The 26626-nt window shown below is 71.0% G+C and carries 24 protein-coding genes, 1 tRNA gene and 1 pseudogene; 15 read left to right on the forward strand and 11 right to left on the reverse strand.

Going from position 1 to position 26626, the window contains the following annotated elements:
- Positions 1-3: 3 nt before the first annotated feature.
- Positions 4-1188 carry a serine hydrolase domain-containing protein gene (locus tag AB0G74_RS03500; RefSeq protein WP_361140427.1) on the reverse strand — a complete coding sequence of 395 codons (1185 nt, stop codon included), beginning with the start codon at positions 1186-1188 and terminating at the stop codon, positions 4-6.
- Positions 1189-1661: 473 nt separating this feature from the next.
- Here AB0G74_RS03500 and AB0G74_RS03505 point away from each other — a divergent pair, with 473 nt between their 5' ends.
- On the forward strand, positions 1662-2096 hold the full coding sequence (locus AB0G74_RS03505; protein WP_361140099.1) for an SsgA family sporulation/cell division regulator: 435 nt from the start codon (positions 1662-1664) through the stop codon (positions 2094-2096).
- Positions 2097-2179: 83 nt separating this feature from the next.
- On the opposite strand, the gene AB0G74_RS03510 is transcribed toward AB0G74_RS03505, so the two are convergent.
- The gene (locus tag AB0G74_RS03510) at positions 2180-4411 is read right to left on the reverse strand and encodes an MMPL family transporter (protein WP_361140102.1); all 2232 of its coding nucleotides are present in this window, start codon (positions 4409-4411) and stop codon (positions 2180-2182) included.
- Positions 4412-4794: 383 nt separating this feature from the next.
- Positions 4795-5370, reverse strand: a complete 576-nt coding sequence (locus AB0G74_RS03515; RefSeq protein ID WP_361140105.1) for a TetR/AcrR family transcriptional regulator — start codon at positions 5368-5370, stop codon at positions 4795-4797.
- A 332-nt stretch (positions 5371-5702) separates the two neighbouring features.
- Between AB0G74_RS03515 and AB0G74_RS03520 the strand changes: the two genes are divergently transcribed.
- Both AB0G74_RS03520 and AB0G74_RS03525 read left to right on the forward strand, forming a co-directional pair.
- Positions 5703-9380, forward strand: coding sequence for a S41 family peptidase (locus tag AB0G74_RS03520; protein WP_361140108.1), 3678 nt, complete (start codon positions 5703-5705; stop codon positions 9378-9380).
- Between the two features lie 28 nt (positions 9381-9408).
- On the forward strand, positions 9409-10290 hold the full coding sequence (locus AB0G74_RS03525; protein WP_361140111.1) for a TIGR03620 family F420-dependent LLM class oxidoreductase: 882 nt from the start codon (positions 9409-9411) through the stop codon (positions 10288-10290).
- 9 nt (positions 10291-10299) lie between these two features.
- On the opposite strand, the gene AB0G74_RS03530 is transcribed toward AB0G74_RS03525, so the two are convergent.
- The 3 genes from AB0G74_RS03530 to AB0G74_RS03540 all read right to left on the reverse strand — a co-directional run bounded on the left by AB0G74_RS03530 (position 10300) and on the right by AB0G74_RS03540 (position 13867).
- Positions 10300-11202 carry an alpha/beta hydrolase gene (locus AB0G74_RS03530; protein WP_361140114.1) on the reverse strand — a complete coding sequence of 301 codons (903 nt, stop codon included), beginning with the start codon at positions 11200-11202 and terminating at the stop codon, positions 10300-10302.
- Positions 11199-12824: an NAD(P)/FAD-dependent oxidoreductase gene (locus AB0G74_RS03535; RefSeq protein WP_361140117.1), complete on the reverse strand. Its 1626-nt coding sequence runs from the start codon at positions 12822-12824 to the stop codon at positions 11199-11201. The genes AB0G74_RS03530 and AB0G74_RS03535 overlap by 4 nt, the downstream gene beginning before the upstream one ends.
- A 242-nt stretch (positions 12825-13066) precedes the next feature.
- A complete protein-coding gene (locus tag AB0G74_RS03540; protein WP_361140120.1) occupies positions 13067-13867 on the reverse strand; it encodes an exodeoxyribonuclease III in 801 nt (266 codons plus the stop codon).
- 83 nt (positions 13868-13950) lie between these two features.
- Here AB0G74_RS03540 and AB0G74_RS03545 point away from each other — a divergent pair, with 83 nt between their 5' ends.
- Both AB0G74_RS03545 and AB0G74_RS03550 read left to right on the forward strand, forming a co-directional pair.
- Positions 13951-14436 carry a GNAT family N-acetyltransferase gene (locus AB0G74_RS03545; protein ID WP_361140123.1) on the forward strand — a complete coding sequence of 162 codons (486 nt, stop codon included), beginning with the start codon at positions 13951-13953 and terminating at the stop codon, positions 14434-14436.
- 324 nt (positions 14437-14760) lie between these two features.
- A complete protein-coding gene (locus AB0G74_RS03550; protein WP_361140429.1) occupies positions 14761-15747 on the forward strand; it encodes a methyltransferase in 987 nt (328 codons plus the stop codon).
- 162 nt (positions 15748-15909) lie between these two features.
- On the opposite strand, the gene AB0G74_RS03555 is transcribed toward AB0G74_RS03550, so the two are convergent.
- Entirely contained in the window at positions 15910-16362 is a 453-nt protein-coding gene (locus AB0G74_RS03555; RefSeq protein WP_361140125.1) for a MerR family transcriptional regulator, read from the reverse strand.
- Positions 16363-16405: 43 nt separating this feature from the next.
- On the opposite strand from AB0G74_RS03555, the gene AB0G74_RS03560 reads away from it, so the two are divergent.
- Positions 16406-17245 carry an aminotransferase class IV family protein gene (locus AB0G74_RS03560; protein ID WP_361140128.1) on the forward strand — a complete coding sequence of 280 codons (840 nt, stop codon included), beginning with the start codon at positions 16406-16408 and terminating at the stop codon, positions 17243-17245.
- Positions 17246-17257: 12 nt separating this feature from the next.
- On the opposite strand, the gene AB0G74_RS03565 is transcribed toward AB0G74_RS03560, so the two are convergent.
- Positions 17258-18112: a polysaccharide deacetylase family protein gene (locus AB0G74_RS03565; protein ID WP_361140131.1), complete on the reverse strand. Its 855-nt coding sequence runs from the start codon at positions 18110-18112 to the stop codon at positions 17258-17260.
- A 98-nt stretch (positions 18113-18210) separates the two neighbouring features.
- Between AB0G74_RS03565 and AB0G74_RS03570 the strand changes: the two genes are divergently transcribed.
- The 4 genes and pseudogenes from AB0G74_RS03570 to AB0G74_RS03585 all read left to right on the forward strand — a co-directional run bounded on the left by AB0G74_RS03570 (position 18211) and on the right by AB0G74_RS03585 (position 20510).
- A complete protein-coding gene (locus AB0G74_RS03570) occupies positions 18211-18597 on the forward strand; it encodes a MerR family transcriptional regulator (RefSeq protein WP_361140134.1) in 387 nt (128 codons plus the stop codon).
- 311 nt (positions 18598-18908) lie between these two features.
- Positions 18909-19403 (forward strand): annotated as a pseudogene (locus AB0G74_RS03575) (S1 RNA-binding domain-containing protein); the annotation flags it as partial.
- Positions 19404-19680: 277 nt separating this feature from the next.
- On the forward strand, positions 19681-20160 hold the full coding sequence (locus AB0G74_RS03580; protein ID WP_361140137.1) for a hypothetical protein: 480 nt from the start codon (positions 19681-19683) through the stop codon (positions 20158-20160).
- On the forward strand, positions 20157-20510 hold the full coding sequence (locus AB0G74_RS03585; RefSeq protein WP_361140140.1) for a hypothetical protein: 354 nt from the start codon (positions 20157-20159) through the stop codon (positions 20508-20510). The genes AB0G74_RS03580 and AB0G74_RS03585 overlap by 4 nt, the downstream gene beginning before the upstream one ends.
- A 60-nt stretch (positions 20511-20570) precedes the next feature.
- On the opposite strand, the gene AB0G74_RS03590 is transcribed toward AB0G74_RS03585, so the two are convergent.
- Complete coding sequence (locus AB0G74_RS03590) at positions 20571-21737, reverse strand: nuclear transport factor 2 family protein (protein ID WP_361140142.1); 1167 nt, start codon at positions 21735-21737, stop codon at positions 20571-20573.
- Positions 21738-21833: 96 nt separating this feature from the next.
- Here AB0G74_RS03590 and AB0G74_RS03595 point away from each other — a divergent pair, with 96 nt between their 5' ends.
- Positions 21834-22802, forward strand: coding sequence for a LysR family transcriptional regulator (locus tag AB0G74_RS03595; protein WP_361140145.1), 969 nt, complete (start codon positions 21834-21836; stop codon positions 22800-22802).
- Between the two features lie 55 nt (positions 22803-22857).
- A complete protein-coding gene (locus AB0G74_RS03600) occupies positions 22858-22992 on the forward strand; it encodes a hypothetical protein (protein ID WP_361140458.1) in 135 nt (44 codons plus the stop codon).
- 83 nt (positions 22993-23075) lie between these two features.
- Here the strand turns inward: AB0G74_RS03600 and AB0G74_RS03605 are convergent, their stop codons facing one another.
- A complete protein-coding gene (locus AB0G74_RS03605; protein WP_361140148.1) occupies positions 23076-23516 on the reverse strand; it encodes a hypothetical protein in 441 nt (146 codons plus the stop codon).
- A 436-nt stretch (positions 23517-23952) separates the two neighbouring features.
- Between AB0G74_RS03605 and AB0G74_RS03610 the strand changes: the two genes are divergently transcribed.
- The 3 genes from AB0G74_RS03610 to AB0G74_RS03620 all read left to right on the forward strand — a co-directional run bounded on the left by AB0G74_RS03610 (position 23953) and on the right by AB0G74_RS03620 (position 26538).
- Complete coding sequence (locus AB0G74_RS03610; RefSeq protein WP_361140151.1) at positions 23953-24867, forward strand: aminoglycoside phosphotransferase family protein; 915 nt, start codon at positions 23953-23955, stop codon at positions 24865-24867.
- Between the two features lie 773 nt (positions 24868-25640).
- A complete protein-coding gene (locus AB0G74_RS03615; RefSeq protein WP_361140154.1) occupies positions 25641-25967 on the forward strand; it encodes a hypothetical protein in 327 nt (108 codons plus the stop codon).
- Positions 25968-25983: 16 nt separating this feature from the next.
- On the forward strand, positions 25984-26538 hold the full coding sequence (locus AB0G74_RS03620) for a hypothetical protein (RefSeq protein WP_361140156.1): 555 nt from the start codon (positions 25984-25986) through the stop codon (positions 26536-26538).
- Here the strand turns inward: AB0G74_RS03620 and AB0G74_RS03625 are convergent.
- Positions 26530-26603 (reverse strand) — tRNA-Ala (locus AB0G74_RS03625). The two genes, AB0G74_RS03620 and AB0G74_RS03625, sit on opposite strands and share 9 nt — an antisense overlap.
- Positions 26604-26626 lie beyond the last annotated feature (23 nt).

The following is a 26626-nucleotide window of genomic DNA, read 5'->3' on the forward strand; positions in this document are numbered from 1 at the left end:
GGGTCAGAGCGCCGAGCGGACCGCCCGGATCAGGGCCTGGGCCCGGGGGTCGGCGGTGACGCCCTTGCGAAGGCCGTTGGTGACATAGCCGAAGCCGATACCGCTGTCCGGGTCGGCGAAGCCGAGGGAGCCGCCCCGGCCGGGGTGGCCGAAGGAGCCGGGGCCCAGCAGCGGCGACGCCGGGCCGTGGAGCATATAGCCGAGGCCGAAGCGGGTGGGGACGACCAGGACCCGGTCCGGGCCCTTGGCCTCCTCGGTCCTGGCCAGGGTCAGTGTCGCGGGTGCGAAGAGCCGCGGGCCGCCGTCGACCGGGCCGAGTGTCGCGGCGTAGAACCGGGCCAGCGCGCGGGCGGTCGCGATACCGCCGGACGCGGGCATCTCGGCGGCCCGGTACGCCGGGTCGTTCTCGTCCGGCAGCGGGGCTATCACCCCGAACGCGCGCCGGGTCAGCGAATCCGGGTCCCGGTACGCGTCCGCCACCGACCGCTTGGGTCGCAGCGCCAGGCCGCCGCCCTCGGCCGCCGGGGGCTCGGCGACCGGCCCGATCCGGCCCACCCGGTGCGCCTCGGCCGCCGGGAGCCCGATCCAGAAGTCGAGTCCGAGGGGGCGGGCGATCTCCTCGGCGGCCCAGCGGCCCACGGTCCGGCCGGTGACCCGGGCAACCAGTTCGCCGAGCAGCCAGCCGTACGTCTGCGGGTGGTAGCCGTGGTCCGTGCCGGGCTCCCACGCGGGCCGCTGGGCCGCCAGCGCCGCCGGGCCGCTGACCTGGTCGACCGCCTCGGCCGGGGTCAGCGGCCGGTCGAGGGCGGGGAGCCCCGCGCGGTGCGCCAGCAGCTGCCGTACGAGCACCCGCTCCTTGCCCGCCGCCTTGAACTCCGGCCAGTACGTGCCCACCGGCGCGTCGAGGTCGATCCGGCCCCGCTGATGCAGCAGCAGCACGACGGCGGCCGTGACGCCCTTGGTCGCCGAGCGGACGATCTGCGCCGTGTCCGCGGTCCACGGCGGGGCGGGCGAGGTCGTACCGGGATCCGGATCGGCGTCCCTGGACCCCGCCCACAGGTCCACCACCTGGCGGCCGTCCCGGTAGACCGTGACCGCCGCGCCCCGTTCGCCGCGCTGTTCGAAGTTCCGGACGAAGGCGTCGCGTACCGGCTCGAAACCGTCCGCCACCGTGCCGTGAATCTCCACCACAGCCCCCTCCGTCCCCTTGTTCCCGCTTCCGTGCATCCGTCCATGGTGCAACGTCCGGGGAGGGCGCTGACTTCCAGGTCAGTCGGGACGGGCGGCGACGGCCACCACCCCCGCGGCGGCAGCCGACACGGGCAGATCGTTGAATCCGTCGGGTACATGCATGGCGGGCTCCGGATCGGTAAGGCGATCGGAATGGCGATGACGACCGAACAGGAAAGACGGGAAGGATCAAGGGCCGGGCGGGGCCGGTACAGGCCGGGAGACCCGGGAGCGGTCGGCGGAGGCGGCGAATGCGGCGGAGGCGGGCCGGAGCGGCGTGCGGGGCGAACGTACGGCGGCGGCATTGATTGTGCTCCTCCGCACATGATGCGCAAGAGCGTCGCACTCCCAGAAGAGAGCAAAGCGCGATCGAGCCCTCCCCCAAAATATGGGACATTAGAGGGTAAAGGAGACGTTGTGAGGAGCGGCCGATGTCCCCCACCACCGTCGAGGACCACGCCTGGGCCCGGGTCGTGAGCGATGCCCCCCAGTACCGTCCGGTCCGCGTCTCGATGTCGTACGAACCCGCCGACGACCCCGGGGCCGTGCGGTTCGCCTTCCCCGGCGGCACGGGGTGGACCTTCCCCCGGGAGCTGCTGGAGAGCGGCCTGCGGGGCCCGGTTCGCAGCGGTGACGTGGAGATCTGGCCGTGCGGCCGGGCCCAGGCGGTGGTGGAGTTCCACTCGCCGGAGGGGGTCTCGGTCGTCCAGTTCGACTCGACGGCGCTGACCCGGTTCCTCCGCCATACGTACGCCTCCACCGACCCGGCGGCCCCGCCGGAAGCGACCCCGCCCCCGGCCACCACCCCGGCCGTGAGCCCGCTGACGGGGACGGGAACCGACGGCGCCACCCCCCGGATGGCCTAAGCCGCACCCGAACGCGCGGACGGGCCGCACCCCACAGTGGGGTGCGGCCCGTCGCCCTGAGACCAGGGACGATCAGCGGCAGGTCAGACGCGGACCAGCTGACGGTCCTCGTCCGGGTCCTGCGGCCGGTCGGCGAGCTGCTTCTGCAGCTTCTCGCCCTCGACGTCCACATTCGGCAGCGCCTTGTCGAGCCAGCGCGGCAGCCACCACGCCTTGTCGCCCAGCAGGGCCAGGACCGCCGGGACGATCGCCATCCGGACCACGAACGCGTCGAAGAAGACCGCGATCGCCAGGCCGAAGCCCATCATCATGACCATCTGCTCACCGGAGCTGATGAAGCCCGCGAAGACGCCGATCATGATGACTGCGGCGGCGGTGACCACCCGGGCCCCGTCGCGGAAGCCGGTGACGATGGTCTCGGCGGGCCGCTCCCCGTGGACGTACGCCTCCCGCATCCGGGTGACGAGGAAGACCTCGTAGTCCATGGCGAGACCGAAGACCACACCGATCATGAAGATCGGCATCATCGACATGATCGGGCCGGGCTGTTCGACATTGAACAGATCGGCCAGCCAGCCCCACTGGTAGACCGCGACGACCGCGCCGAGCGCCGCCACCACCGAGAGCAGGAAGCCGAGGGCCGCCTTCAGCGGGACCAGGATCGACCGGAAGACCAGGACCAGCAGCAGGAACGCCAGGCCGACGACGAGCGCCAGATACGGGATCAGGGCGTCGTTCATCATCTGCGAGAAGTCGATGTTCAGGGCCGTGGCGCCGGTGATGAAGACGGCGGCTCCGGAGTCGGCCTTGAACGTCTTGCCCTCGCCGCGGATCTTCTCGACGAGCTTCTCGGTGTCCGGGGACGACGGCCGGTCCTCGGGCACCACGGTGATCAGACCGGTGTCACCCGCCGGATTCAGCCCGGCCGGGACCACCGCCGCCACACCGTCCATCTTCTCGACGGACGCGGCGACGTCGTCGACCGCCTTCTTGGGGTTCTCGCTCTTCTTGGCGTCGACCACGATCGTCAGCGGACCGTTGAAGCCGGGGCCGAAGCCGTCGGCGAGCATGTCGTACGCCTTGCGCTGGGTGGAGGCGGGCGCGGACGAGCCCTCGTCCGGCAGACCCACCTGGAGCGACGCCGCCGGGACGGCGATCAGGCCGAGGCCGACGACCGCGGTGACCAGTACGGCGACCGGACGGCGCAGTACGAACTGGGCCCAGCGGACCCCCGCCTTCGGCTTGGCGCCGGGGACGCCCTGGCCGATGTCCACCCCGGCCTTGCGGGCCTTGCGCACCTTGCGGCCGAGGATCTTGTCGCCCGCGAACCCGAGCAGCGCCGGGATCAGGGTGATCGCGATGACCACGGCGATGACGACGGTTCCGGCGGCGGCGAAGCCCATCTTGGTGAGGATGGGGATATTGACGACCGCGAGTCCGGCGAGGGCGATGACCACCGTCAGACCGGCGAAGACGACCGCGGAGCCCGCGGTGCCGACGGCCCGGCCCGCCGCGTCGTCGCGCTCCCGGCCCGCGGCCAGCTCGGAGCGGTAGCGGGAGACGATGAAGAGGGCGTAGTCGATACCGACCGCGAGGCCGATCATCGTCGCCAGCATGGAGGTGGTGGTGCCCAGGTCGAGCACGTTCGCCAGGGCGGTGATGGTGGAGATGCCGACACCGACGCCGATGATGGCGGTCAGCAGCGGCATACCGGCGGCGATCAGCGATCCGAAGGTGATCACCAGCACGATCGCGGCGATCAGGATGCCGATCATCTCGCTGGAGGCGGCGTCGTGCTCGACCATGCTGGCGTCACCGCCGAGCTCCACGGCGAGACCGGCGGACCGGGCGTCCTTCGCGACGTCGGTGAGCGACTCCTTGCTCTTGTCGCTCAGCTCCATCGAGTTGGTCTTGTACTCGACCACGATGTAGGCCGTGGAGCCGTCCTCGGAGACCGCGTCCGCCTCGAAGGGGTTCTTGACCGCGGAGATCTCGGTCGAGCCCTTCTTGAGGTCGGCGATGGCCTCGTTGACCTCGGCCTTGTTCTTGGGGTCGGTCATCTTCTGACCGGCCGGTGCCTTGAAGACCATCCGGCCGACGGCCCCGTCGGCGCTGCCTGCGCCCGGGAACCGCTCCTCCATCAGGTCGAACGCCTTCTGGGACTCGGTGCCGGGAAGGGCGAAGCCGGGGTCCTTGGGCGTGGCCGCGGAGGAGGCCGCCACCCCCGCGAGTACGAGGAGCGCCACCCATATCAGGGCGACTAGTTTGCGGCGCCTGAAGGCGGACCGCCCGAGTTTGTAGAGGAACGTGGCCACGAGGGCGTTCTCCCGTTTGGTGAGACGAACAGGGCAGGGGGAGTCGGCCCGACGACGTGAGCGGCGCGCGTCAGGTACGGGTCGTGCTGATGGTGCGGATGGTGCTGGTGGTACGTGAGCGGGGGTGGGGAAGACCGGGGAAGGGTCCGGGTGGGACGGGGCCGGGGCTCGATCCGCAGCGGGCCGGGTGGGGGGACCGGTGCCGCGGACGTCCTGGACGGGCCGGGACGGAGCCACGACGGGGAGTGGGAGGGGATCCGGTGGGGACGGGATCCGGCGCTAACAGGAGGCCCGTTGAGGGATCCCGGCCCGGGGCAGCCCCCGGTCCGGCACCCGCCGGGGCCGTTCCCGGCCGATCCTGGCCACCGGCGTTCCGGGGCGCGTCATCGCGCCTCCAGGGCCGGCAGGACCACCGCGTCCACGTACCGGGTGAGGAAATCCCGGTTGGGGACCCGGTCCTCGATCATCTGGATGGCGAAGAAGAGGCCGAACAACATATGCGGGACGAAGTCCCTGGCCGGGTTCTCCGCACCCACCTCACCGCGGTCGACCGCCCGGTCGACCACGGTCCGCAGCGCCGCCATATCGGGTTCGAGAACCTTCTTGCGCAGCGCGTCGAAGAGATCCGGGTTGGTGTGGACCGCCTGGACCAGCCCCCGGATCAGGGCGGAGTCCTTCTCCAGCTGACAGTCGTCGGTCCGCATCACCAGCGCGTGGAAGTCACCGCGGAGACTGCCGGTGTCGACCTCGTCGGCGGCGTGGCCCGAGGTGTGCTGCAGGGCGGTCGCCACCAGCTCGGGCTTGTTGTGCCACTGCCGGTAGAGCGTCGCCTTGCTGGAACGGGTCCTGGCCGCGACGGCGTCCATGGTCAGGGAGTCGTATCCGACCTCGCGCAGCAGTTCGAGCACGGCTTCGAACAGCTCGGCCTCGCGCTCGGGTGTCAGTCGGCTGCGGGACATCGGTCGGCCCCCTTTCCTCGGATCGCGTCGGGTCGGGTCGGCTCCGGCCACGCCGGGCCTTACGGCGCCGTACGGGCCTTCCACCGGACGTTTCGCCGGGGTCGGCCGCCGGGGCGCGGACCCCCCGTTCCGGGCGGCTACCGCACTCTCCCACGACCGCTTCCGAACGAAACGGTTTCGTACCCGTCCAGAGTAGGCCACGGTCAAAGCGAAACGATCCCGTTTCGACTGTGCGTTTCCTCACCCGTGCCGGACTCAACCCTCCCCCTCCGAAATGAGTTCGTCACCGCGCACGAGTTGCCTCGGCCCGCCCGGATGGAAAGCATTGGGGGGTGAGCGACGACGCGGCGTACCTCCGATATCCGCATCTCCACGGCGACTTGGTGTGCTTCGCCGCCGAGGACGACCTCTGGGTCGCCCCCCTCACCGGCGACGGCGAACCCCCGGGCCGGGCCTGGCGGCTCACCGTGGACCGGACCCGGATCGGCCACCCCCGGTTCTCCCCCGACGGCAGCCGGATCGCCTATACGACCTGGCGGAGCCTCGACCCGGAGATCCATGTGGTCCCGGTCGACGGCGGCACGTCACGGCGGCTGAGCTACTGGGGCTCGTACGACACCCGGGTCTGCGGCTGGGCCCCCGACGGACATGTCCTCGCCGTCTCCTCGCACGGCCAGCCGTTCTCGTACTTCTCCTGGGCGTACAGCGTCCCCCTGGACGGCGAGCCCGGCGGCCGGCTGCCCTGGGGGCCCGTATCGGATATCGCGGTCGCCGATGTGGCCGGGGAGCGGCAGACCCTGCTGCTGACCGGCAAGCCGCCGCACGAGCCCGCCGCCTGGAAGCGGTACCGGGGCGGGGCCATGGGACGGCTCTGGCTGCACGGGAAGCGGCTGCTGCCGGAGCTGGCGGGGCATCTGGACTGTCCGATGTTCGTCCGGGGCCGGATCGCCTTCCTCTCCGACCACGAGGGCGTCGGCAATCTCTACTCCTGTCTGCCCGACGGCTCCGATCTGCGGCGCCACAGCGACCACGACGCCTTCTACGCCCGGCACGCCGCCGGCGACGGCACCCGGGTGGTCTACCAGTGCGCGGGCGAGCTGTGGATCGTGGACGACCTGACCGTGCCGGACGCGGTGCCGCGCCGGATCGGCGTACGGCTCGGAGGGCCGCGCACCGGCCGCCGGACGTATCAGATCCCGGCCTCGGACCATGTCGACGGGATCTCCGTGGACGCCACCGGGCGGGCCAGCGCCGTCTCGGTGCGGGGCAGTCTGTACTGGCTGACCCACCGCGACGGACCGGCCAGGACCATCGCGGACACCCCCGGGGTCCGGGTCAGGATGCCGGTGATGCTGGGGACCGGCGGCCGGGTGGCGTATGTGACGGACGCCGACGGCGCGGACGCGGTGGAGATCGCGTATCTGCCCCGGGCGACCGGGGAGCGGGCGCCGAGACGGCTGGCGTCGGGCGAGCTGGGTGTGGTCCGCGAGATGGTGTCGGACCCGCAGGGGAAGCGGCTCGCGGTGGCTTCGCACGACGGGCGCCTGCTGCTGCTGTCCGTAGAGGAAACAGCGGAGACAGCAGAGGCCACGGACGGAGCGGAGGCAGCGGAGAAGCCCGGGAAAGCAGAGAAACCAGAGAAAGCAGGGAAGGCAGAGAAGGCAGAAAAGGAGGCGAAGGCCGGGAAGACCGCCAAGGCGGGCAAGACCGGAAAGGCCAAGAAATCCGCGAAGGACACGAAGGACACGAAGACGGCCGCCGCGGAGACGACGGCCGCCCCGACCGTCACCGGCGCGGTAACCGGAACGGACGGCACCGGCGGCACGGACGAGGCGGACGGCGGTGTCGTCCAGCTGCTCCGCTCCCTCAACGGCCCCGTCACCGATCTCGCCTTCTCGCCCGACGGCGCCTGGCTCGTCTGGTCCCAGCCCGGGGTGGGCCGCACCCTGCGCCAGATCCGCATGGCGCGGATAAAGGACCGTACGGTCGTGGACGTCACCAACGGCCGGTTCGAGGACGAGAACCCGGTCTTCACCAGCGACGGCCGCTATCTCGCCTTTCTCTCCTGGCGCGGCTTCGACCCGGTCTACGACGTCCATACCGGCGATCTCTCCTTCCCGCTGGGCTGCCGCCCCTATCTCGTACCGCTGTCGTCGGCGACACCGTCGCCGTTCGCCCTGCTGCCCGACGGGCGGCCCGCCGCCGGTGGGCTCGATCCGCTGGACGAGCCGGAGCCCGCGGCCGACGGCACGGGCGGCGGCCCGACCGGCGGGGGTGGAGGCGGCAGTACGGTCGTCGTGGAGACGGAGGGCCTGGAGAGCCGGGTGACCCCGTTCCCGGTCGCCGCGTCGAAGTACTCGGCGCTCCATCCGGTCAGCGGCGGCGGTCTGGTCTGGCTGCGCTGGCCGATCTCGGGCGCCCTCGGCGAGACCTTCGCCAACCCGGCCGACACCTCGGGCCGTCCCACCCTGGAGCACTTCGACATCACCAAGGCGCGCCGGAACGAACTCGTGGACCATCTCGACTGGTTCGCGGTCAGCGGCGACGGCAGCCGGCTGGTCGTGGTCGACGAGGGCGAGCTGCGGGCCCAGCCCGCCACCGAGTCGGGCGACGGCGACGCCACGGTCTATATCGACCTCCGCCGGATCCATCACGAGGTGGAGCCGCCCGCCGAGTGGCGCCAGGCGTACGCGGAGGCCGGGCGCCTGGTCCGGGCGTACTTCTGGGACCCGGGGATGAGCGGGGTCGACTGGCGGGCCGTACTCGACCAGTACCGGCCGCTGCTGGACCGGGTGGCGTCCCCGGACGAGTTCGCGGATCTGCTGCGGGAGGTCTTCGGCGAACTGGGCACCTCGCACGCCTATGTGATCCCCGCCCGCCGCAACGAGGGGCCCGCGCACTATCAGCGGCCCATGGGCCTGCTGGGGGCGAATCTGGTCCGCCGCGACGACGGCTGGACGGTCCGGCGGATCCTGCCGGGCGACTCGTCGGACTCCAAGGCCCGTTCCCCGCTGGCCGGTACGGGCATCCGCGAGGGCGCCGTCCTCACCCATGTCGACGGCCGCCCGGTCGACCCGGTCGCCGGTCCGTTCCCGATGCTGTCGGCGGCGGGCGGTACGACGGTCGAGCTGACGTTCCGACCCGCCGACGGCGGTACGGGTACGGCTCCCGCGGCCCGGCGGGTCGCGGTCGTCCCGCTGATCGACGAACGGCCGCTGCGCTACCAGGACTGGGTGGCCAAACGGCGTGAGGTGGTCCGGGAGCTGAGCGACGGGCGGTGCGGCTATCTGCACATCCCCGACATGGGCGGCTCGGGCTGGGCGCAGTTCAACCGGGATCTGCGGCTCGAAGTGTCCCGTCCGGCGCTGATCGTGGACGTCCGGGGCAACGCGGGCGGCCATATCAGCGAGCTGGTGGTGGAGAACCTGACCCGGAGGATCATCGGCTGGGACCTCACCCGGGACGCGCGGCCCGTCTCGTACGCCTCCAACGCGCCGCGCGGCCCGGTGGTCGCCCTCGCGGACGAGGCGACGTCGTCGGACGGCGACATGATCACGGCGGCGTTCAAGCTGCTGGGCATCGGGCCGGTGGTGGGCACCAGGACCTGGGGCGGGGTCGTAGGGATCAGCGGCAGCCACCGGCTGATCGACGGTACGGCGATCACCGTGCCGATGAACGCGGCCTGGTTCGACGAGTACGGCTGGTCCGTGGAGAACTACGGGGTCGAGCCCGATCTGGAGGCGCTGCGGACGCCCCTCGACTGGGCGGAGGGCCGGTACGCGGGCCTGGACGACGCGGTACGGGTGGCGCTGGAGATGCTGGAGAAGAACCCGGCACAGGTTCCGCCGGGGTACGACCGCGTACCCGACCTCAGCCGCCCGCCGCTGCCGCCCCGGCCGGGCTCCGGCTCCGGCTCCGGCTCCGGGCCGAAAGAGCGCGCGAGTGGCACCCGGGGCACCCGTAAATCAACCGCGAAGGTCACCCGAAAGAGAGGCGGAAAGCCGGAATAGCCGTACGGGACAAGCCCGTTGTACGGCCATGACCTCTTCTGCGAACCATGGCAGGCTCGGCCCGATCGGCGTCTGGACCCTGGACATCCGGGCCGAGCCGGACTCCTCGGAGCTGACGGCGGAGACGGCCGAGGCCGTCGCCGAGCTGGACGAGCTGGGATTCGACACGCTCTGGATCGGACGCAGCCCCTCGATCGCCGAGGTCGCGCCGGTCGTGGCGGCGGGCCGCCGGATCAAGGTGGCGACGGGCATCCTGTCGATCTGGCAGCACGACGCGGCGGACGTGGCGGCGGACGTCGCCCGGCTCGAGGAGTCGGCGCCCGGCCGGTTCTTCCTCGGACTCGGCGTCAGCCATGAGAAGTTCACCCCGGGGTACGCGAAGCCGTACGGGGCGATGGTGGCGTATCTGGACGGTCTGGACACCGCCCCCGTGCCCGTCCCGGCTGAGCGGCGGCTGCTGGCGGCGCTCGGCCCGAAGATGCTGCGGCTCTCCGCCGACCGGGCCGGGGGCGCGCACCCCTATCTGGTGACCTCGGGCCAGATCGCCGAGGCCAGGGAGCTGCTGGGCCCTGATGCCGTGATCGCCCCGGATCTGAAGGTGGTGCTCGAACCGGACCTGGACCGGGCCCGGAGCATCGCCCGGGAGAACCTCTCCTTCTATCTGGAACTGCCGAACTATCTGCGCAGCTTCGAGCGGGCCGGGTTCTCGGCGCCGGACTTCGTGGACGGCGGCTCGGACCGGCTGCTGGACGCGGTCTTCGCCCTCGGTGACGTGGACCGGGCCCGGCGGAAGATCGAGGAGTTCCGGTCGGCGGGCGCCGACCATGTCGCCCTCAATGTGATGACGGGCGATCAGGGCCTGCCCCGCCGTCAGTGGCGTGATCTGGCGGCGGCGCTGGAACTCTCCTGACGGGACTCCTCAGCCGGGGAGCGGGGCGTGGCCGCGGTCCCCGGGTCCGAGGAACGTCCGTACCAGTGTCCGCAGTTGTGCCGTGACGGCGTCCGGCGTCTCGACCGGGGTCATATGTCCGGCGCCGGGCAGCAGGACCAGCTCCCGGCAGTCGGGCAGCCGCGCCGCCAGCCGGTGGGCGTGTACGGGCGGGCTGAGCCGGTCCGCCGTACCGGCCAGCACGATCGCGGGTACGGTCAGCTCCGCCACGTTCGCCGTCAGGTCGAGGGTGTCCAGTACCCGCCCCCAGCAGGCCCGGACGATCCTGGGGCAGGCATGGACGATCCGGGCGCACTCGGCGACCTGGGCCGCCGTGGCGGCCGGGCTCAGGGCGGCGTACCGCAGCAGACGGCGGGCGAGCGGGTTCACCGGCCCGAGCGGCGCCCCGGACCGCAGGACCGCCCGGGTGATCCGGCCCCGCAGCGGCCCCCGGACCGTCCCCGGCACCACCGTGGACTCGTCGACCAGCCGCGCGAAGCCGGTACTGGCCAGCAGGACGGCGGCGGTGTGCGCGGTGAAGGCGGGGCGGCCGGCCGCCGCCATGATGGTCATGGCGCCCATCGAGTGCCCGGCGACGACGGCCCGTTCACCGGGGGCCAGGGTGGCGCGCAGTACGGCTTCGAGGTCGTCGGCGAGGAATCCCGTACCGACCCGGCCCATCGGGGTGCGGCCGTGGCCCCGCTGGTCGTAGCAGATCACGCGGTGATCGGCGGAGAGCGCGGCGATCTGCGCGGACCAGAAGCGGGTCGAGCAGGTCCAGCCGTGGGAGAGGACCACGGCGGGCGCGTCGTCGGGGCCGTGGACCTCGACATGAAGCGGGGTGCCGTCGGCGGACTCGGCCGTACGGTACCGGCGGCGGGCGCCCTCGCTCATACGGCGGCCTCCTCGGGTGTCTCCCCGGCGGTCTCCCCGGCAGGCGGGGGCTTCTCTGCGGGCGGGTCCTGAACAGGCGTGGCCCGCGCGGCGGGCGGCGCCGGTTCGGCGGGCGCGCGGCGCAGGATCTCGTACTCCCCCGGGTCGACCTCGCGCACCGCCCGCCGGAACCCGGTCGCGGACCCGGGCCAGAGCGTCGTGTTGCGGCCGGACTCGTCCAGATACCAGCTGTCGCAGCCGCCGGTGGTCCAGACGCTCTTCCGCATCCGCCGGTCGAGGAGTTCCCCCCAGGCTGCGACGGCCCCGGCCCTGGCGACCAGCGCCCGCCCCGGCCCCAGCCGGGACAACCGCCGCAGATAGTCGGCGAGATAGTTCAGCTGCGCCTCGATGATCAGCACCATGGAGGTGTTCCCGACGCCCGTATTGGGCCCGATGACCGTCAGCAGGTTGGGGAATCCGTCCACGGCCGTGCCGCGCAGCGCCCGTACGCCGCCCTTCCAGTGGTCCGCCAGCAGTACGCCGCCGATGCCCCGGATCCGCTCGGCGACGGGCATCCCGGCGGTCCGGAAGCCGGTACAGAAGACGATGACGTCCGCCTCGGTCTCCGTACCGTCGGCCGCGATCAGGGTCGAGCCCCGGATCTCCGCCAGCGCCGAGGGAACCAGGGTCGTATTGGGCCGGGTGAGGGCCGGGTGGAAGTCGTTGGAGAGCAGGATCCGCTTGCAGCCCATCCGGTACGAGGGGGTGAGCGCGGCCCGCAGCTCCGGGTCCCGGACGTGCCGGGCCAGCTGGGCGCGGGCGATGTCCTCGCCGCGCCGCATCCGGCCGGGGTGCCGGGTGAAGGAGCCGACGAGGAGTTCCCGTACGGCCCAGAGCGCCGCGCGGCGCGCCTTCGCGGTGGCCGGAACACGGCGGTGCAGCCACCGTTCCACCGCCGTGACGGGCCGGTCGCCCTTGGGCAGAACCCAGCTCGGGGTGCGCTGGAACACCATCAGCCGGGCGGCCTCCGGCTGGATCCTGGGCACGATCTGCACGGCGGAGGCGCCGGAGCCGACCACGGCGATCCGTTGGCCGCGCAGTTCGGCGCCGTGGTTCCAGCGGGAGGAGTGGAAGATCTCGCCGGGGAAACCGTCGATGCCCGGGATGTCCGGGATCCGGCCTTCGGTGAGGGGACCGGCGGCCGAGACCACGACATCGGCGGTGAGATCGCCGCCGGTCGTCTCGATCCGCCACAGGAGCGCGTCCTCGTCCCAGGTCATCATCCGCACGTCGTGGTGGAGGCGGAGCCGGGACCGGAGGCCGAAGTCGTCCGTGACCCGTTCCAGATAGGCCCGGATCTCGTCCCGCCCGGAGAAGACCCGGCTCCAGTCGGGGTTGGGTGCGAAGGAGAACGAGTAGAGGTGCGAGGGTACGTCGCAGCCCGCGCCCGGGTAGTCGTTCTCCCGCCAGGTGCCGCCGACGGCACCGGCCCGTTCGAGGATCACGAAGTCGGTGACGCCCTCCCGGCGCAGCCGTATCGCCGCGCCGAGTCCGCCGAAGCCCGCGCCGATGACGGCGACCCGGACGTGCTCGGGGGTGTTCGGGGCGTCCGGACCGCCGTCCGGCTGCCGCTGTGGGCTCATGGCGCCTCCCGGGATCCCCGACGGGTACGGATGGGAACGCGCCGCGGGTCCGGGCGGGACGCGATGGCGCCCGCCGTCCCTCACCGGCGCGATCCGAGCCTAGGACAGTTCCCTACCGACTGGTAGGGCGTGACCCCGGAAAGTGACGAAGGCCGCCCCGGGGGCTGCCGGGGGCCGCCCGGCCCGCCGGACCCCGGCCGTGTCACCGCCGGGCCGCCCGGCCCGCCGGAACCCCGGCCCCGTCAGCCCTGCTCGTACACCACCGTCACCGGCGCGTGGTCGCTCCACCGCTCGCCGTGGGTGGCGGCCCGCTCCACCACGGCCTTGGCGGCGCGTCCGGCCAGTCCCGGCGTGGCGACCTGGAGATCGATCCGCCAGCCCGTGTCGTTGTCGAAGGCGCGGCCCCGGTAGGACCACCAGCTGTACGGACCCTCCTGGTCCGGGTGGAGGGCGCGGACCACGTCCACGTACCCCGCCTCGTCGTAGACCTTGGAGAGCCACTCCCGCTCCTCGGTGAGGAAGCCGGAGGACTTGCGGTTGGCCCGCCAGTTCTTGAGATCGGCCTCGCGGTGGGCGATGTTCCAGTCGCCGCAGACCACGACCTCCCGGCCCGCTGCGGCGGCCCGGGCGCGCAGGGCGACCAGATAGGTCAGGAACTCGTCCATGAAGCGGTACTTCTCGTCCTGCCGCTCCGTGCCGACCTCACCCGACGGCAGATACAGACTGGCGACCGTCACACCCGGAAGGTCCGCCTCCAGATACCGTCCGCTGTCGTCGAACTCCGCCGACCCGAACCCGGTCCGTACCGCGTCGGGCTCCCGCCGGGTGTACAGCGACACCCCGGCCCGGCCCTTCGCGGCGGCGGGCGCGTGCGCGGCGAACCAGCCCTCCGGCTCCCGCAGGGACTCCGGCAGCTGCCCCGGCTCGGCCCGTACCTCCTGGAGGCAGACCACATCGGCCGCGGTCGCGGCGAACCACTCGACGTAGCCCTTCTTCGCGGCGGCGCGGAGCCCGTTCACGTTCACGGAAGTCACGGTCAGCATCCCGGCAGCCTAACCCGCCCCGGGGACCGGTAACCGGACGGCGGCGGCCCGTCACCGAACCCCGGAACCGTACGATGAACTGCATGGACATCCGCAGGGTCGCCTTCGACCACCCCGACGCCGTCAAGCTCGACGACGAGGTGCGGCTCGAATACATCAAGCTCTACGGCCCCGAGGACGGCGGCGACGCCACCCCGCTCGACGCCACCATGTTCGACCCGCCGCACGGCATTTATCTGATCGCCTACGACGGCGAAACGGGCGAACCGCTGGCGACCGGCGGCTGGCGGTCCCAGGAGGACAACCCCGAGGGGTACGCCGACGGGGACGCCGAACTCAAGCGGATGTACGTGGTCCCGAGGGCCCGCGGCCGGGGCCTGGCCCGGCTGATCCTGGCCGCCCTGGAGGACGACGCCCGGTCGGCGGGCCGGGACCGCATGGTGCTGTCGACGGGCTCGGCCCAGCCAGAGGCGATCGCGCTCTACGCGTCATCGGGCTACGCCCCGGCGACACCCTTCGGCCACTACCGCCACCACGACGACGTCCGCTGCTTCGCCAAAGCCCTGTAGCCCCCTCCCCCGGACCCGTCCCGTCACCCGCCCCCTCCGGGGGACCGAGGAACCGCGCGAACGACCACCACCGCCGTTGCCGGGCGAACCGCCCGGCCGAGGAGGACATCGCGTATGACCACCAGTGACGACGACGCCGGTACGACTGACGCGGGTACGACTGACGCCAGTACGACCGGCGCCGGTACGACGGGCTCCGGCGGGCCCGGCTCCGGTACGACAAACGCAGGTGTGGCCGACACCGGTACGACAAGTACCGGAGCACCCGACACCCCCGCCGCTTCCGCCGCCCCCACCCCCGCCGACCGCTTCCTGATCGCCCGGATGGGCTTCGGCAGCATGGCGGCCCAGACCCTGCGCGCGGCCGTCCGGCTGCGGGTGGTGGAGCTGATCGGCGACAAGCCGCGCCCCTCCGACGAGATCGCCGCCGAGGCCGGAACGGCGCCGCAGCCCACACTCCGGCTGCTGCGCGCCCTCGCGGGCATCGGCCTGCTGCGGGAGCACTCCCCCGGCGTCTTCTCGGTCACCCCGGCGGGCACGCTCCTCGACCCGGGGCACCCCGAATCCCTCACCGCCTTCGTCCGGACGTTCACCGATCCGCTGATGACCCGGGCCTGGGAGCGGCTCGACGACAGCGTCCGTACCGGCGAGATCGCGTTCGACCAGATCTTCGGGACGGACTTCTTCGGCCATCTCGCCCGCCACCCCGAACTCTCCGCCGACTTCAACGCGGCGATGAGCCAGGCGAGCAAGGCCACGGCCGCCGTCCTGCCCGGCGCCTACGACTTCGGCCGCTTCACCCGGGTCACCGACGTCGGCGGCGGCGACGGCACCCTGCTGGCCGCCGTCCTCACCGGCCACCCCGGACTGACCGGCGCGGTCCTCGACACGGCGGAGGGCCTGGCCGACGCGGACCGCAATCTGACCGAGCGGGGCGTCCGGGACCGCTGCGAGCTGCTGACCGGTGACTTCTTCCGTACGGTCCCCGAGGGCTCCGACCTCTATCTGTTGAAGAGCGTGCTGCACGACTGGACCGACGACCAGGTCGTCACGATCCTCACCCACTGCCGTACGGCGCTGCCGCCCGAGGGCCGGATCCTGATCGTGGAGCCGATCCTCCCGGAGGTCGTGGACCCGGCGGCCGGTACGCCCTATCTCAGCGATCTCAACATGCTGGTGAACGTGGGCGGCCGGGAACGGACCCGGACGGACTTCGACGAGGTCTGCGGCCGGGCGGGGCTCGCCGTCATCTCGGTCACCCCGCTTCCGCAGGCACCGCCGTTCAGCCTGATCGAGACGGCGACCGCCTGACCCGCGGGCTCAGCGGGCGGCCGGGCCGGGGGTCCGGCCGCCACGGGCACACGTTCAAACGGGGGCCGGGCCGACCGCCGAGCAGACGGGGGCCGGGGGGCCGAGGCCGCCCGCCCGCCCGCCCGCCCGAGCGCATGTCACGCCCGCGCCCGGGCACACGGCTCAGGCGGCCCCCCGCACCCGCTCGACCCGCCCCACCCGCCCCACCCGCTCACCGCGGCCGGAGGCCAGCAGCCCGGCGAGGGCGCTCCGGCTCGACCGCAGCGTCGCGATCCGGTCGTCCAGCTCGCGCAGCTGCTCCTCCAGGGTCCGGGCGACACACTCGTTCAAGGCGGGCCCGGGCCCCTCCACACAGGGCAGCACCTCACGGATGACCCGGGTGGGCAGCCCGGCGTCCAGGAACGTCCGGATATGGCCGACGACGGCGGGCGCGTCAGCACCGTAACGGCGATGGGTCCCGACCCGGTACGGAGTCAGCAGGCCCTGCTCCTCGTAATAGCGCAGCAGCCTCGGACTGACCCCGGTCACCCCTGCCAGCTCCCCGATCCGCATCCCCGCACCCATATCCATCCCCTCTACGCCCCCGCCCGCGCGGCCCTGTGTGACGTCCGCCACGACACTTGAACCTCACACCGATGTGAGGTCCTACGGTCCCAACATGACCACCGCACCCCACCATTCCACCCCCGCCCCGGCCTCGCCGTATATCACCCGGCTCAACGGACACCCGGCCGGCGCCGACGACTTGGCCCCGCTCGCGTTCGCGGGCTATGCCCACTTCACCGCCATCCAGGTCCGCGACGGCCGGATCCGGGGCCTGGACCTCCATCTGGACCGGCTGCGCCACGCGTCGGACGAGCTGTTCGGCCGAGCGCTGCCCGACGAACGGATCCGCGAACTCCTGCGGGACGCCCTGGCGGCGGGCCCCGCCGACCTGTCGCTGAAGGCGACGGTCTACTCCCGGGACGGCGAGTTCACCCCCGCCGACCCGGAAGCCACCCTCGATCTGCTGATCTCCACGGCCCCGCCCGCGACCGGCCCCGAGGGCCCGCTGTCCCTGGCGGTCGTCCCCTACGAGCGACCCGTCGCGGGCATCAAGCACGTCGGCGAGATCGCCAAGACGTACTACCCCCGGCAGCTCGCGGCCCGGGGCTTCGACGACGTCGCCTTCGTCGACCGCGCGGGCCGGTTCAGTGAGGCGTCGATCTGGAATCTGGTCTTCTGGGACGGCCGGACCGTGATCTGGCCGGTGGCGGAGATACTGCGCGGCACCATGATGGGCACGGTCCGCCGGGGCCTGACCAGGCTGGGCATCCCCCAGGAGGACCGCGAGGTCACCCCCGCCGACCTGCCGTCCCTGACGGGCGTCGCGGTACTGAACTCCTGGACCCCCGGGGTCGCGGTCCACCGCGTGGACACCACCGGGATCCCCACACCCCCGGAGTTCCTCGACGTACTCCACCGCGCCCACGCGACGGAACCCCCGGTCGCCCCCTGAGACCCGGCGGGCTCAGCCCGCGTAGTGCCCGGCGATCTCGTCGCTGGTGGTCACCCAGACCCCGGGGTGGTTGGTCACGTACTCCAGCGCCTCGTCCAGATAGCGGCTGCGGAACGGCTGCCCGATCACGAAGGGGTGCAGCGCCAGCGCCATCACCCGCCCGCTGTCGGGTGTGGCGTCGGCGTACAGCCGGTCGAGCTGATCCCTGACGATCCGCACGAAGTCGGGCCCGGTGGTGCCCTTGCCGACGAAGATCCCGATGTCGTTCAGCTCCACCGAGTACGGCACGCTGATCACCCCGGGGACGTTCAACCGGTACGGCTGGTCGTCGTTGGTCCAGTCGAGGACGTACCCGAGCCCCAGCTCGGCCAGCAGCTCCGGCGTCCGGAACGTCTCGGTCAGCGCGGGGCCCATCCAGCCGCGCGGTCGCTGCCCGGTGGTCCGCTCGATGGACTCCACCACCTCCGTCAGATACCGCCGCTCCTCCTCGACCTCCATCCCCGCCTGAAAGGTCGAGTTGTCCCGCCCGTGCGCGAGCCACGCCCAGTCCCGCTCCCGCCCGGCCCGGACGATCTGCGGATACCGCTCCCCAGCGGCCGAGTTCAGCAGCGCGCTGGCCCGTACGCCGTACCGGTCCAGGCTCTCGATCACCCGCCAGATCCCCACCCGGGGCCCGTAGTCCCGCCACCCGTAGTTCAGCGGATCGGGCGTCAGCCCGGCCGTCCCGGCGAACGTACTGGTGGACGGCTTGTCGACCCGGTAGTGCTCCACATTGAGCCCCACATAGAACGCGACCCTCGCCCCACCGGGCCACCGCAGCGGCTCCCGCTCGGTGATCGGGCTGTAGTCGTAGAGCGTCTGATCCATCGTCATAACCCCTCGTGTGATCCGCCGACTCGGCCCTCCTAGACTCGAACCCTCACATCTGTGTGAGGGTCAACGCGCCCCGACATGAGGTGGATCACATGCGTATCGGCGAACTCTCCCGCCTCACCGAGACATCCCGCCGACTGCTGCGCTACTACGAGACCCAGGGCCTGATCGCCGCCGCCCGCACCCCCAACGGCTACCGCGACTACGACCCCCGCAACGTCGCCCGCGTCCGCCAGATCCGCGGCCTCCTCGACGCGGGCCTCCCCACCCGCATCATCAAACAGATCCTCCCCTGCCTGGACCAGCCGACCACGATCTACTTCCCCAACCCCACCCCGGAGATGCTGGCCACCCTGGAACACGAACGCGACCGCATGACGACCCGCATCGAGGTCCTCACCCGCAACCGCGACGCGATCTCCACCTACGTCACCACGGTCCGCACCCGCGCCCGGATCCCCGCCCCGCCGGAGGACTGAACCGCCCGGTCGGCGCGGCCATTCCGCCGAGCCGGACTGCACGGGTGGACACCCGTCGGCCCTGCGCCGACGGCTCCGGCGACCAGTACGCAGTGGTGTTCGACCCAGACTGACCCGTGGAACGGTCGCGTCGCTGTCCGCCACTGCGGACTTCCAATGGGTTGCCTCGCAGGCCCGAAACCTCGGCTACACGATCCAGGACGAACCAACGGCGTGAAAAGGGCGGCGATCCACCCGGGCAGTAACCTGCGGCAGATATGAACGGGAGGGACAGGATGAGCAGTACGGACGACGCAACCGGCAATCCACTCCGCGCCTTTCTCAAGACCTTGGAGAGAGGTGAGGTGCGCAACGGGGTGGTCTCTTCCGTCGTCGGCTTCGGCGCCTTCATCGACATTGGCGGAGGCGTCGACGGTCTGGTGAACGCGGCAGAGTTGTCCTGGCTGCGCTATGACCACCCGACGGAAGTGGTGAAGACGGGGCACGAAGTCACCGTCGTGGTACTGGACGTCGATCTTGACCGTGAGCGCGTGTCTCTTTCCTTGAAGGCTCTGCAGCCCGACCCCTTCAAGGGATTCGCCCATACACATCTTGGCAGGGTGCTGCCGGGCCGAGTAACCAAGCGCGTTCCGTTCGGGGTGTTCGTCCGCGTTCAGGACGGCATCGAGGGACTGATCCACTCATCCCAGCTCATCGAGCAGGCCATCGGCACACCCAGAAATGAGTTGCAGGTGGGCGACGAAGTCGTCGTCGAGATCACTGGGATCAACCTCTCGCTTCGTAGGGTCTCATTGGCCCTGAGGCGGTGAAGAATTATGTCCGCTCGCGATCGTCCAGCAGCCAGAAGGATTCCCAGACGGAAGCCGAGTCCTGGGGCCGGGGGTGTGCACGAGTACTGATGAGCTTGCGCCGACAAGAGGCCCTGAAGATCGTTCCTCGCGGTGTCGAAGATCGTCCCCCAGCCTCCAGAACGGAACCGGTCGCCGCCGCTGGCCACTCGCGAGGCGAGTAGCCGACCCACTGCCCCGCGCCCCCCTTTCGGGCGATAGCGCCCGGGGTGAGTTTCGAAGTAATTTCAAAGTCATGGGTACCGAGAGCGCCGCCGTGAACTTCTCCGAGCTGGTGAACAAGAACAAGCAGACGCTTGCCCGGCTCCAGGAATCGCCGAGACTGCTCCTGCACCGCAGAGACGGCGAGGATCTGGTCCTCACCACCGCGGTGCGGGCGGAGCAGGACCAGACCGTGGTGTCGGCAGCCACCCGGATGCTGGTGGCGATGGCGCGACGGGAACCCGGGAGCATGGAGCTGCTCCTGGACATACTGCCGGACGCGTTCCCGTGGGTCCGTTTCCTGCCCGAGCCCGATCTGCACGCCTTCGCCGTCGAACTGGTCGACACCATGCGTGCCGCCGACTCCCTCGGCAACAGCGCGTCCGTCGCCCAACTGCTCATCGCCTGGCAGCACACCGCCGAGGTCTACTCCGACCCCGAGCTTCTGGCCGCACTGACCCATGACCACGGCGAAGACTACGGCCCGGCGCCCGACCCGCGGGACGCCGTATGACCACGGGTCGCGGCGACCGCGCCGCACCCCCGGCACCGGACGGCCACTGGGAGGTCCGCTTCGCCGACGCAGCGGCGGCCAAGGGCTGGGAGAGCCTCGCGCAGCAGGCCCGGGAGAACACCTACCGCGCCTGGATCACCATGCGCACCGCCCCCAGACCGGCCACCGGGACTCCCCGGCACCACCGCCTCAAGGGCGGTCTGGCGCACGGCACCCACCGCGGGCAGACCTGCGAGCAGTGGCAGATCGAAGTGACCGGCGGCGGTCGTATCTGGTACCTCCTCGACACCGCCCGGGAGACTTGCTGGATCACCTTCGCAGGTACGGGGCATCCGCGAGCCACGGATTGACGCTGAACCCGTACAGCCGGGTAGTGATCGTCCCCCGGGGACGGGAATCGGTTCCCGATCTCAGGTGTGGCGGTGATACGCCTTGTTGGCGATGCGCCATCCGTCGTCGGCGCGGATGAGCAGGAAGATGTCGGTGAACGTGTCCGCGCCGTGCGAGAGCGTCATGGTGGCGGTCGCGACGGTGCCGTGGATGTCGATGGTGTCGATGCGGCGGGTGCGGGTCGGTTCGTCGGGGGCCGGCCGGCCTCGGAAGAGGGTGCAGTACTCGTCCAAGGGCCAGGAGACGAATGCGCCGTCCCGGATCCCTTCGATGTGGGCGGTGGGAAGGAACGCGTCGCGGAAGTGGGTGGAGTCGCCGGTAGCGTGCCCGCGGATATAGGCGCGGAGCGGTTCGAGTACGGCGTCGTTCGCGGCGGGGACCGTGGCGGCGACGGCGATATCGGCCTCGGGGGCGGCCGAAGGGTCGGTCAGGCCGGTCGCGCTGCGCAAGGGGGCGTCCGACGCGGCGGCCAGCAGCGACATGTCCTTGGCCAGCGCGCCGATCGTGAATTCGGCCATGGCGGCCATGGCGTCGGTCGGCTCGTCGAGGAGGAAGCGTCGCTTGCGGGTCACGAGGGCGCCGAGCTGGCCGAGTTCGAGTACGTCCAGCGTCTGGGTACGGGGCAGGCCGAGGGCGTCGGCCTGCCGCAGTGAGTCACGCAGCGCGAGGACGGCTCCGGCGAGGCTGCTGTTGGCGATCAGCTTGAGGGCGGCGGCGGTGGAGGCGTCGTCCGCGAGCCGTACGGTTCCCAGCGTTTCCAGAACCGGCCGGACTCGGTCGAGTGCGTCCTGGTCGGCGGCGGCAAGGATCCGCAGGGCGCCGGAGGCGGCTGCCGACACCGAGCCGAGCAGGGGCGCGTGGACGTACGACGGGCCGAGTTGCCGGGCCAGCCTCGCCGCTTCGGCGGGGGCGATGGTGCTGGTGTTGAGCACGATCGTGTCGGTGCGCAGCGAGTCACGGACGTCGTCGAGGACCTGCTGACAGGCCGGGCCGTCGAACAGTGCCAGCAGGACGAGGTCCGCCCGGGCCACCGCCTCCTTCGGGTCGCCGGTCGTTTTGACGGTGCCTGCTGTGCGCCCTGAGCGGGTCCAGCCGACGACGTCCCAGCCCTGGGTGGCCAGGTGGTTCGCGATCGCGCCGCCCATGCGCCCCAGACCGAGTACGGCGATTGTCTGCGGTGTGGTCATGATCGCCACAGTGGCGCACCGCGATGACTGCGACAAGCGCAGATTCGGCATGCCCGCCCTGCGGGACTCGCATATCGACTGGGCATACTGCCCGCCATGGATCTGACCGTGTGGCGGGCCTTCGTGACGGTGTGCCGGGTCGGTTCGCTGTCGGCGGCGGCAGCCGAGCTGAATCACACGCAGTCGGCCGTCTCGCGGCAGATCGCCGGGCTGGAACGGCAGCTCGGCGTGCCTTTGGTGGAGCGGCACGCGCGTGGTGTGCGTCCGACACCGGCCGGTGAGGTGTTCCGGCGCCATGCGCTGGCCACGCTCAACGAGGCCGACCGCGCCGTTCGCGCGGTACGGGATGTTCGCGACGGGGTGTCTGATCGGCCCCTGGCCATCGGAGCGACGCCGTCCCTCGCGGCCGGGATGGTCCCTGAGGCTGTCCGGGGCTTGCTGAGGCAGGCCGGATCCCTCCGGTGGAGCCTGCTCCCCGGCCTGAGCGCACAGCTGCACGGCCGAGTGATCGCGGGCGATCTCGATATCGCAGTCGTCACCGACGCTCCGCCGGGACTGGCCGTCGACCCGCGGGTCGACCGGCGGTTCCTCGGGCTGGACGAGATGGTCGTCGTACTGCCCGTCGGCCATCCCCTGGCCGGGTGCGGGCCGGTACGCGTTGAGGCGCTGGCCGACGAGACCTGGGCCGAGGACAACGACGGCTCCGCGGCGCTCCTTCGCCGGCACGCCGCCCGCGCCGGAGCCGATGCCCGTATCGACCTCACCGCGGCCGATCTGCCCGGCAAGCTGGCCCTGGTCGCCACCGGTCATGCCATCGCGCTGATCCCCGGGGTACTGACGAGCGCGCTGCGGGCCGATGTCACCACGATCGGCCTTGTGGATCCGCCGACCCGCGGCATCTACACGATCACACCACGCCGCGATGCCCACCCCCGCGCAGCGTCTCTGCACGACCAGCTCGCCAGCGTGTTCGCGTCGGGCTGTCCGGCCCAGCCCGCCCACCAGCCGGACGGCACGAGCACCGCCCAACCCCCCGCGCCCGTCGGCCAACGCCCCACGGTATGAGAGGCGACCGTAAGTGATCCGGTGTCCGCTGGTTGTGTCCTTCGCAAGTGTCCTTGTGGCCCTCGCCCTTGGCCTGCTGACGCCCCGACGGTCGGGTCGGCAAATGCTGGCCGATCTCACCGATCCGACCGGCTCCGACGCGATGGACCGCATGATCAACGGCCTGTCGAAGGTGGGCCCGAAAGCGTGACGGCCCGCCGGGAGGGGTCGGCCAGCCCTTCCCGGCCCGTTGCCGACGGCGTGCGTAGTGGGATCGGCCGCCGGGCCTGGCGGTCAGTTGTTGAGGATGATCTTCTCCCCCTGGATGAGCCACCGCTGCTTGCCGGTGTTCATGCAGGTGTTGAGGCCGGCCGAGGTGCCATTGCTGGCCAGGCACAAGGAGCTTCCGGAGCGCCTGATCTTCTCTCCCTCGATGGTCCAGCGCTGCTTGCCCGTGTTCATACAGGTATTGACGACGACCGCGCCGAGATTCCCTTCGGCCAGGCACCAGGAGCTGCCGGAGCGCCTGATCTTCTCTCCCTCGATGGTCCAGCGCTGCTTGCCGGTGTCCATGCAGGTGTTGACGTAGACCTCACCGAGATTGCTCTCGGCCAGGCACCTGCCTGCCAGGGGGGCCGTCGACTCGGCGGGTGCGGCGGTGGCGGGTGCCGGCAGCGCGATGGCCGCCAGCGCGAGCACCGCGGGCAGGAGGAACTTGTGCGTGGTCCCGGCCATGAAGTGAGCCCTTCGGGGGTAGGCGGATCCGCCCCCGGCAGGTGGGCATGCGGTTGCCCGGACGGTTGGATCCGGTTGCGTGGTGTGCCTGGAGTGCTGCCCTTCGATGGTGGCGGCAGGGGTGGCCGCCGCGAAGTCGGTTATCCGCCATCCCTCGCCCGCGGCTGAGGCCGAATACGCATGCGCGGACAGCTGTCCCGACACGAGTGGTGCGGCCGGGACGCGTATGCCCGCCCACCGCACGCCGTGCTCGACGGGCCGGGCGGGAGATGTCTCTGACCTCCTCGATACGAACTACAGGCCATACGCTCGCGATCGTCTCCGCACCTGGCCAGAGGGGTGCCCAGGGTCTCCGCAGATCGGCACCGATCGGGCTGGTTGCTGTACTTCGTCGCTGTACGGCAGACCGCGTGGATGGTGCCTGTAGCGTCGGAGTATGACTTCGGGCGCGGTCGTTGGCGGTGTGTTCACGGAGGAAGCGGCGGAGGCGGTCCTGGTGTCGGCGTGCCGGACGGCCGGATTCGATCCAGTTGGCGCGGAGTTGCTGCGCCTCGGGTCCAACGCCGTATACCGGCTGGCCGGCTCACCGGTGATCGTCCGTATCGCCCGGGATCCCGGTTCGCTGGCGGATATGACGCGTACGGTGCGGGTGGCCCGGTGGCTGGAGGGTGAGGGGTTCGCGGCGACGCGGGTGGTTGCGGGACTGGAGCAGCCGCTCCTGGTCGACGGCCGGGTAGTGACGTTCTGGGTCAGCGCGCAGGACGCGGTGGTCTACGCCGACCCGCGCGAACTGGGTGACCTGCTCCGACGGTTGCACCGGTTGGAGGAGCCGGGTTCGTTGGCCCTTCCCTACTACGACCCGTTCCAGGAGGTGTGGGACACCCTCCGCGCTCTGGGGGACCTTTCCGGCGACGATGTGGCGTTTCTGAACGAGCGGGCGGAGCGGATACAGAAGGAGTACGACCGGCTGGACTGGGTACTCGACTTCGGCATGATCCACGGGGATGCCAACGTCGGTAACGCGATCCGGAACCGGGACGGCCAGCCGCTGCTGATCGACCTGGACGGCTTCTCCCTGGGGCAGCGCGAATGGGACCTCGTACTGACGTCGCTCTACTACGAGCGGTTCGGCTGGCACACCCGTACCGAGTACGAGTCGTTCGTCCACCACTACGGCTTCGATCTGATGAACTGGCCCGGCTACCCGGTCCTCGCAGATCTGCGAGAGCTGAAGATGACGTTGTGGATCGGCCATCAGGCCACCACGAGCGGAACGGCGGCGGAAGAGTTCGCCCGGCGGGTGCATGCCCTGCGCACTGGCGGAAGCCGCAAGGACTGGCAGGCGTTCTGACCGCTCACCCCGTGCCCGCTGCCTCGCGCCAGAGCCGGATTTCGACGGCCAGCTCGTGACCCTCAGGTCCGTAGCTCTAGCCAGATCGGTCGTACGGGCTGCGGCAGGGTCACTTGTGGTGGCATTGGACGCTGCCAGGGGCTGGGGTTGCTGTGCTTCCCTGCTGTACAGCAGGATCCTGACCAGGGGTGAGGCCATGGAGCGGGAACAGCTCGAACGGCTGCTGAGCAATGGCGACGAAACTTCGTCGGCTGCCTTGTCTGCTCTCCGCTCTGGCGCCTCTCACATCGTCTGGGACGGGACGGCGCCGGCCGAGTCACTTGCGAAGATCTACGGGCGCCGACTCCGCCTCACTCTTCGGAGAGGCACCGAGACTTCCGGCTTGGCCCAGGCCGTGCAACGCCTCGACCTGCACGGCCGACCGGTTCGACTGGGCGAGATCAGGGCTGCCGACGGATCGTGGGTCTTCGTCCTGTTCCTCGACGAGGGCGGCAGCGCACTGGTTGCGTGTACCGGCGTTCGACAGACACGGCCGCGCTCGGCACCCGCAGATGGTGGCTGAAGTTCTGCGTCGCCAACACTCTTTCCAAGTCTGCTGGCGGGCTGGTGGGGGTGTGCGGGGGCGTCCACCTGTGTTCATGGCCGTTCGGGCGTGGGAGCGAATACCGTCTTGGGTCTCGTCTGAAAGGCCGTGAACGGCGTTGGATGAGAGGAAACCGAGACGGGCCGCCTTGGGCCGGTCTCATCAGCGTCAACCTTGTTGAGGGGGAGTCGTGGCAATGGTCCGCAAGGGATCACGACGCATCGTTGTCGACGGCACGGCCTACCGCTGGCGGCTGCGCGGCCGACCCACGTACTCCCAAGGGTTGCTCTGGTCTCCGTGCACGTTCGCAGTCGAGCACGCGGACGCCCCAGGCACGACGCTCGTGGTTACCACCGACCAACCCCACCCGAGCAACTGGCTGGGAAGAGGCGCCGAGCCGGTACTGCCGTCCGATGTTGCCGAGGCGATTGGACTGGCCCTCGGTGCGGGGTGGGTCCCAACCGTTCCGGGCCGCCCATTCCACCTCGACCGATCTGCGGGCTTCGCGCTCGAATAAGGGACGGGACCTGAGATTGGGAATCAGCGATCCTGACAGTTTGAAGCGGCGGCTGGTGCACGACGGCGCGAAGACGGAAGCCTCCGTTGCCACGCTTCCTGTTCCCGAGATCGCCGTCACGGCGCTGCGGCTGCGGCAACAGCTTCAGGCGGCGACTCGGCAGACCATCGGGGATCTGTGGACGGTGTCGGAACTCCGTCTTCACCACGTGCTACGGGGCACCGGTCGAGCCGCGGAACTCAACCGGTCCTTTGCCGCTGCCTGCGCTCGCGCGGGCGTACGAACGATCCGGCTCCACGACACCCGGCACACCTGCGAACCACTGCTTGGCGCGCTGGGTGTGCATCCCCGGGTGGCCATGCAGATCCTCCGGCACAGCAGCAAGATCGCGGTGACGATGAAGGTGTACACCCACGTGCCGTCACAGGAGACGAGCCGGGCGCTCCGGCGGCTCGGTAAACACCTGGGCGCGCTCAAGATCCGAAGTAGTTGCTGTACTTTGCGGCTTGCACAGCCAAAGAGCCCCTGGCGGGAATCCCCGCCAGGGGCTCTGAGCTGCTTGTGGACCTGAGGGGATTCGAACCCCTGACCCCCTCGATGCGAACGAGGTGCGCTACCGGACTGCGCCACAGGCCCTTGCAACGAGTGAAACTTTAGCA

Origin of the sequence: Streptomyces sp. NPDC020875 (assembly GCF_040641415.1) — a bacterium.
In the GTDB taxonomy this organism is placed as follows: domain Bacteria; phylum Actinomycetota; class Actinomycetes; order Streptomycetales; family Streptomycetaceae; genus Streptomyces.

Coding starts and splice junctions, on each gene's coding strand:
- AB0G74_RS03535 (WP_361140117.1), bottom strand. CDS start 12,824: ATGAGCCCACAGCGGCAGCCGGACGGCGGTCCGGACGCCCCGAACACC.
- AB0G74_RS03560 (WP_361140128.1), top strand. CDS start 16,406: ATGACCACCGCACCCCACCATTCCACCCCCGCCCCGGCCTCGCCGTAT.
- AB0G74_RS03545 (WP_361140123.1), top strand. CDS start 13,951: ATGGACATCCGCAGGGTCGCCTTCGACCACCCCGACGCCGTCAAGCTC.
- AB0G74_RS03540 (WP_361140120.1), bottom strand. CDS start 13,867: ATGCTGACCGTGACTTCCGTGAACGTGAACGGGCTCCGCGCCGCCGCG.
- AB0G74_RS03610 (WP_361140151.1), top strand. CDS start 23,953: ATGACTTCGGGCGCGGTCGTTGGCGGTGTGTTCACGGAGGAAGCGGCG.
- AB0G74_RS03605 (WP_361140148.1), bottom strand. CDS start 23,516: ATGGCCGGGACCACGCACAAGTTCCTCCTGCCCGCGGTGCTCGCGCTG.
- AB0G74_RS03565 (WP_361140131.1), bottom strand. CDS start 18,112: ATGGATCAGACGCTCTACGACTACAGCCCGATCACCGAGCGGGAGCCG.
- AB0G74_RS03590 (WP_361140142.1), bottom strand. CDS start 21,737: ATGACCACACCGCAGACAATCGCCGTACTCGGTCTGGGGCGCATGGGC.
- AB0G74_RS03525 (WP_361140111.1), top strand. CDS start 9,409: ATGACCTCTTCTGCGAACCATGGCAGGCTCGGCCCGATCGGCGTCTGG.
- AB0G74_RS03550 (WP_361140429.1), top strand. CDS start 14,761: ATGGGCTTCGGCAGCATGGCGGCCCAGACCCTGCGCGCGGCCGTCCGG.
- AB0G74_RS03515 (WP_361140105.1), bottom strand. CDS start 5,370: ATGTCCCGCAGCCGACTGACACCCGAGCGCGAGGCCGAGCTGTTCGAA.
- AB0G74_RS03585 (WP_361140140.1), top strand. CDS start 20,157: ATGACCACGGGTCGCGGCGACCGCGCCGCACCCCCGGCACCGGACGGC.
- AB0G74_RS03580 (WP_361140137.1), top strand. CDS start 19,681: ATGGGTACCGAGAGCGCCGCCGTGAACTTCTCCGAGCTGGTGAACAAG.
- AB0G74_RS03530 (WP_361140114.1), bottom strand. CDS start 11,202: ATGAGCGAGGGCGCCCGCCGCCGGTACCGTACGGCCGAGTCCGCCGAC.
- AB0G74_RS03570 (WP_361140134.1), top strand. CDS start 18,211: ATGCGTATCGGCGAACTCTCCCGCCTCACCGAGACATCCCGCCGACTG.
- AB0G74_RS03595 (WP_361140145.1), top strand. CDS start 21,834: ATGGATCTGACCGTGTGGCGGGCCTTCGTGACGGTGTGCCGGGTCGGT.
- AB0G74_RS03505 (WP_361140099.1), top strand. CDS start 1,662: ATGTCCCCCACCACCGTCGAGGACCACGCCTGGGCCCGGGTCGTGAGC.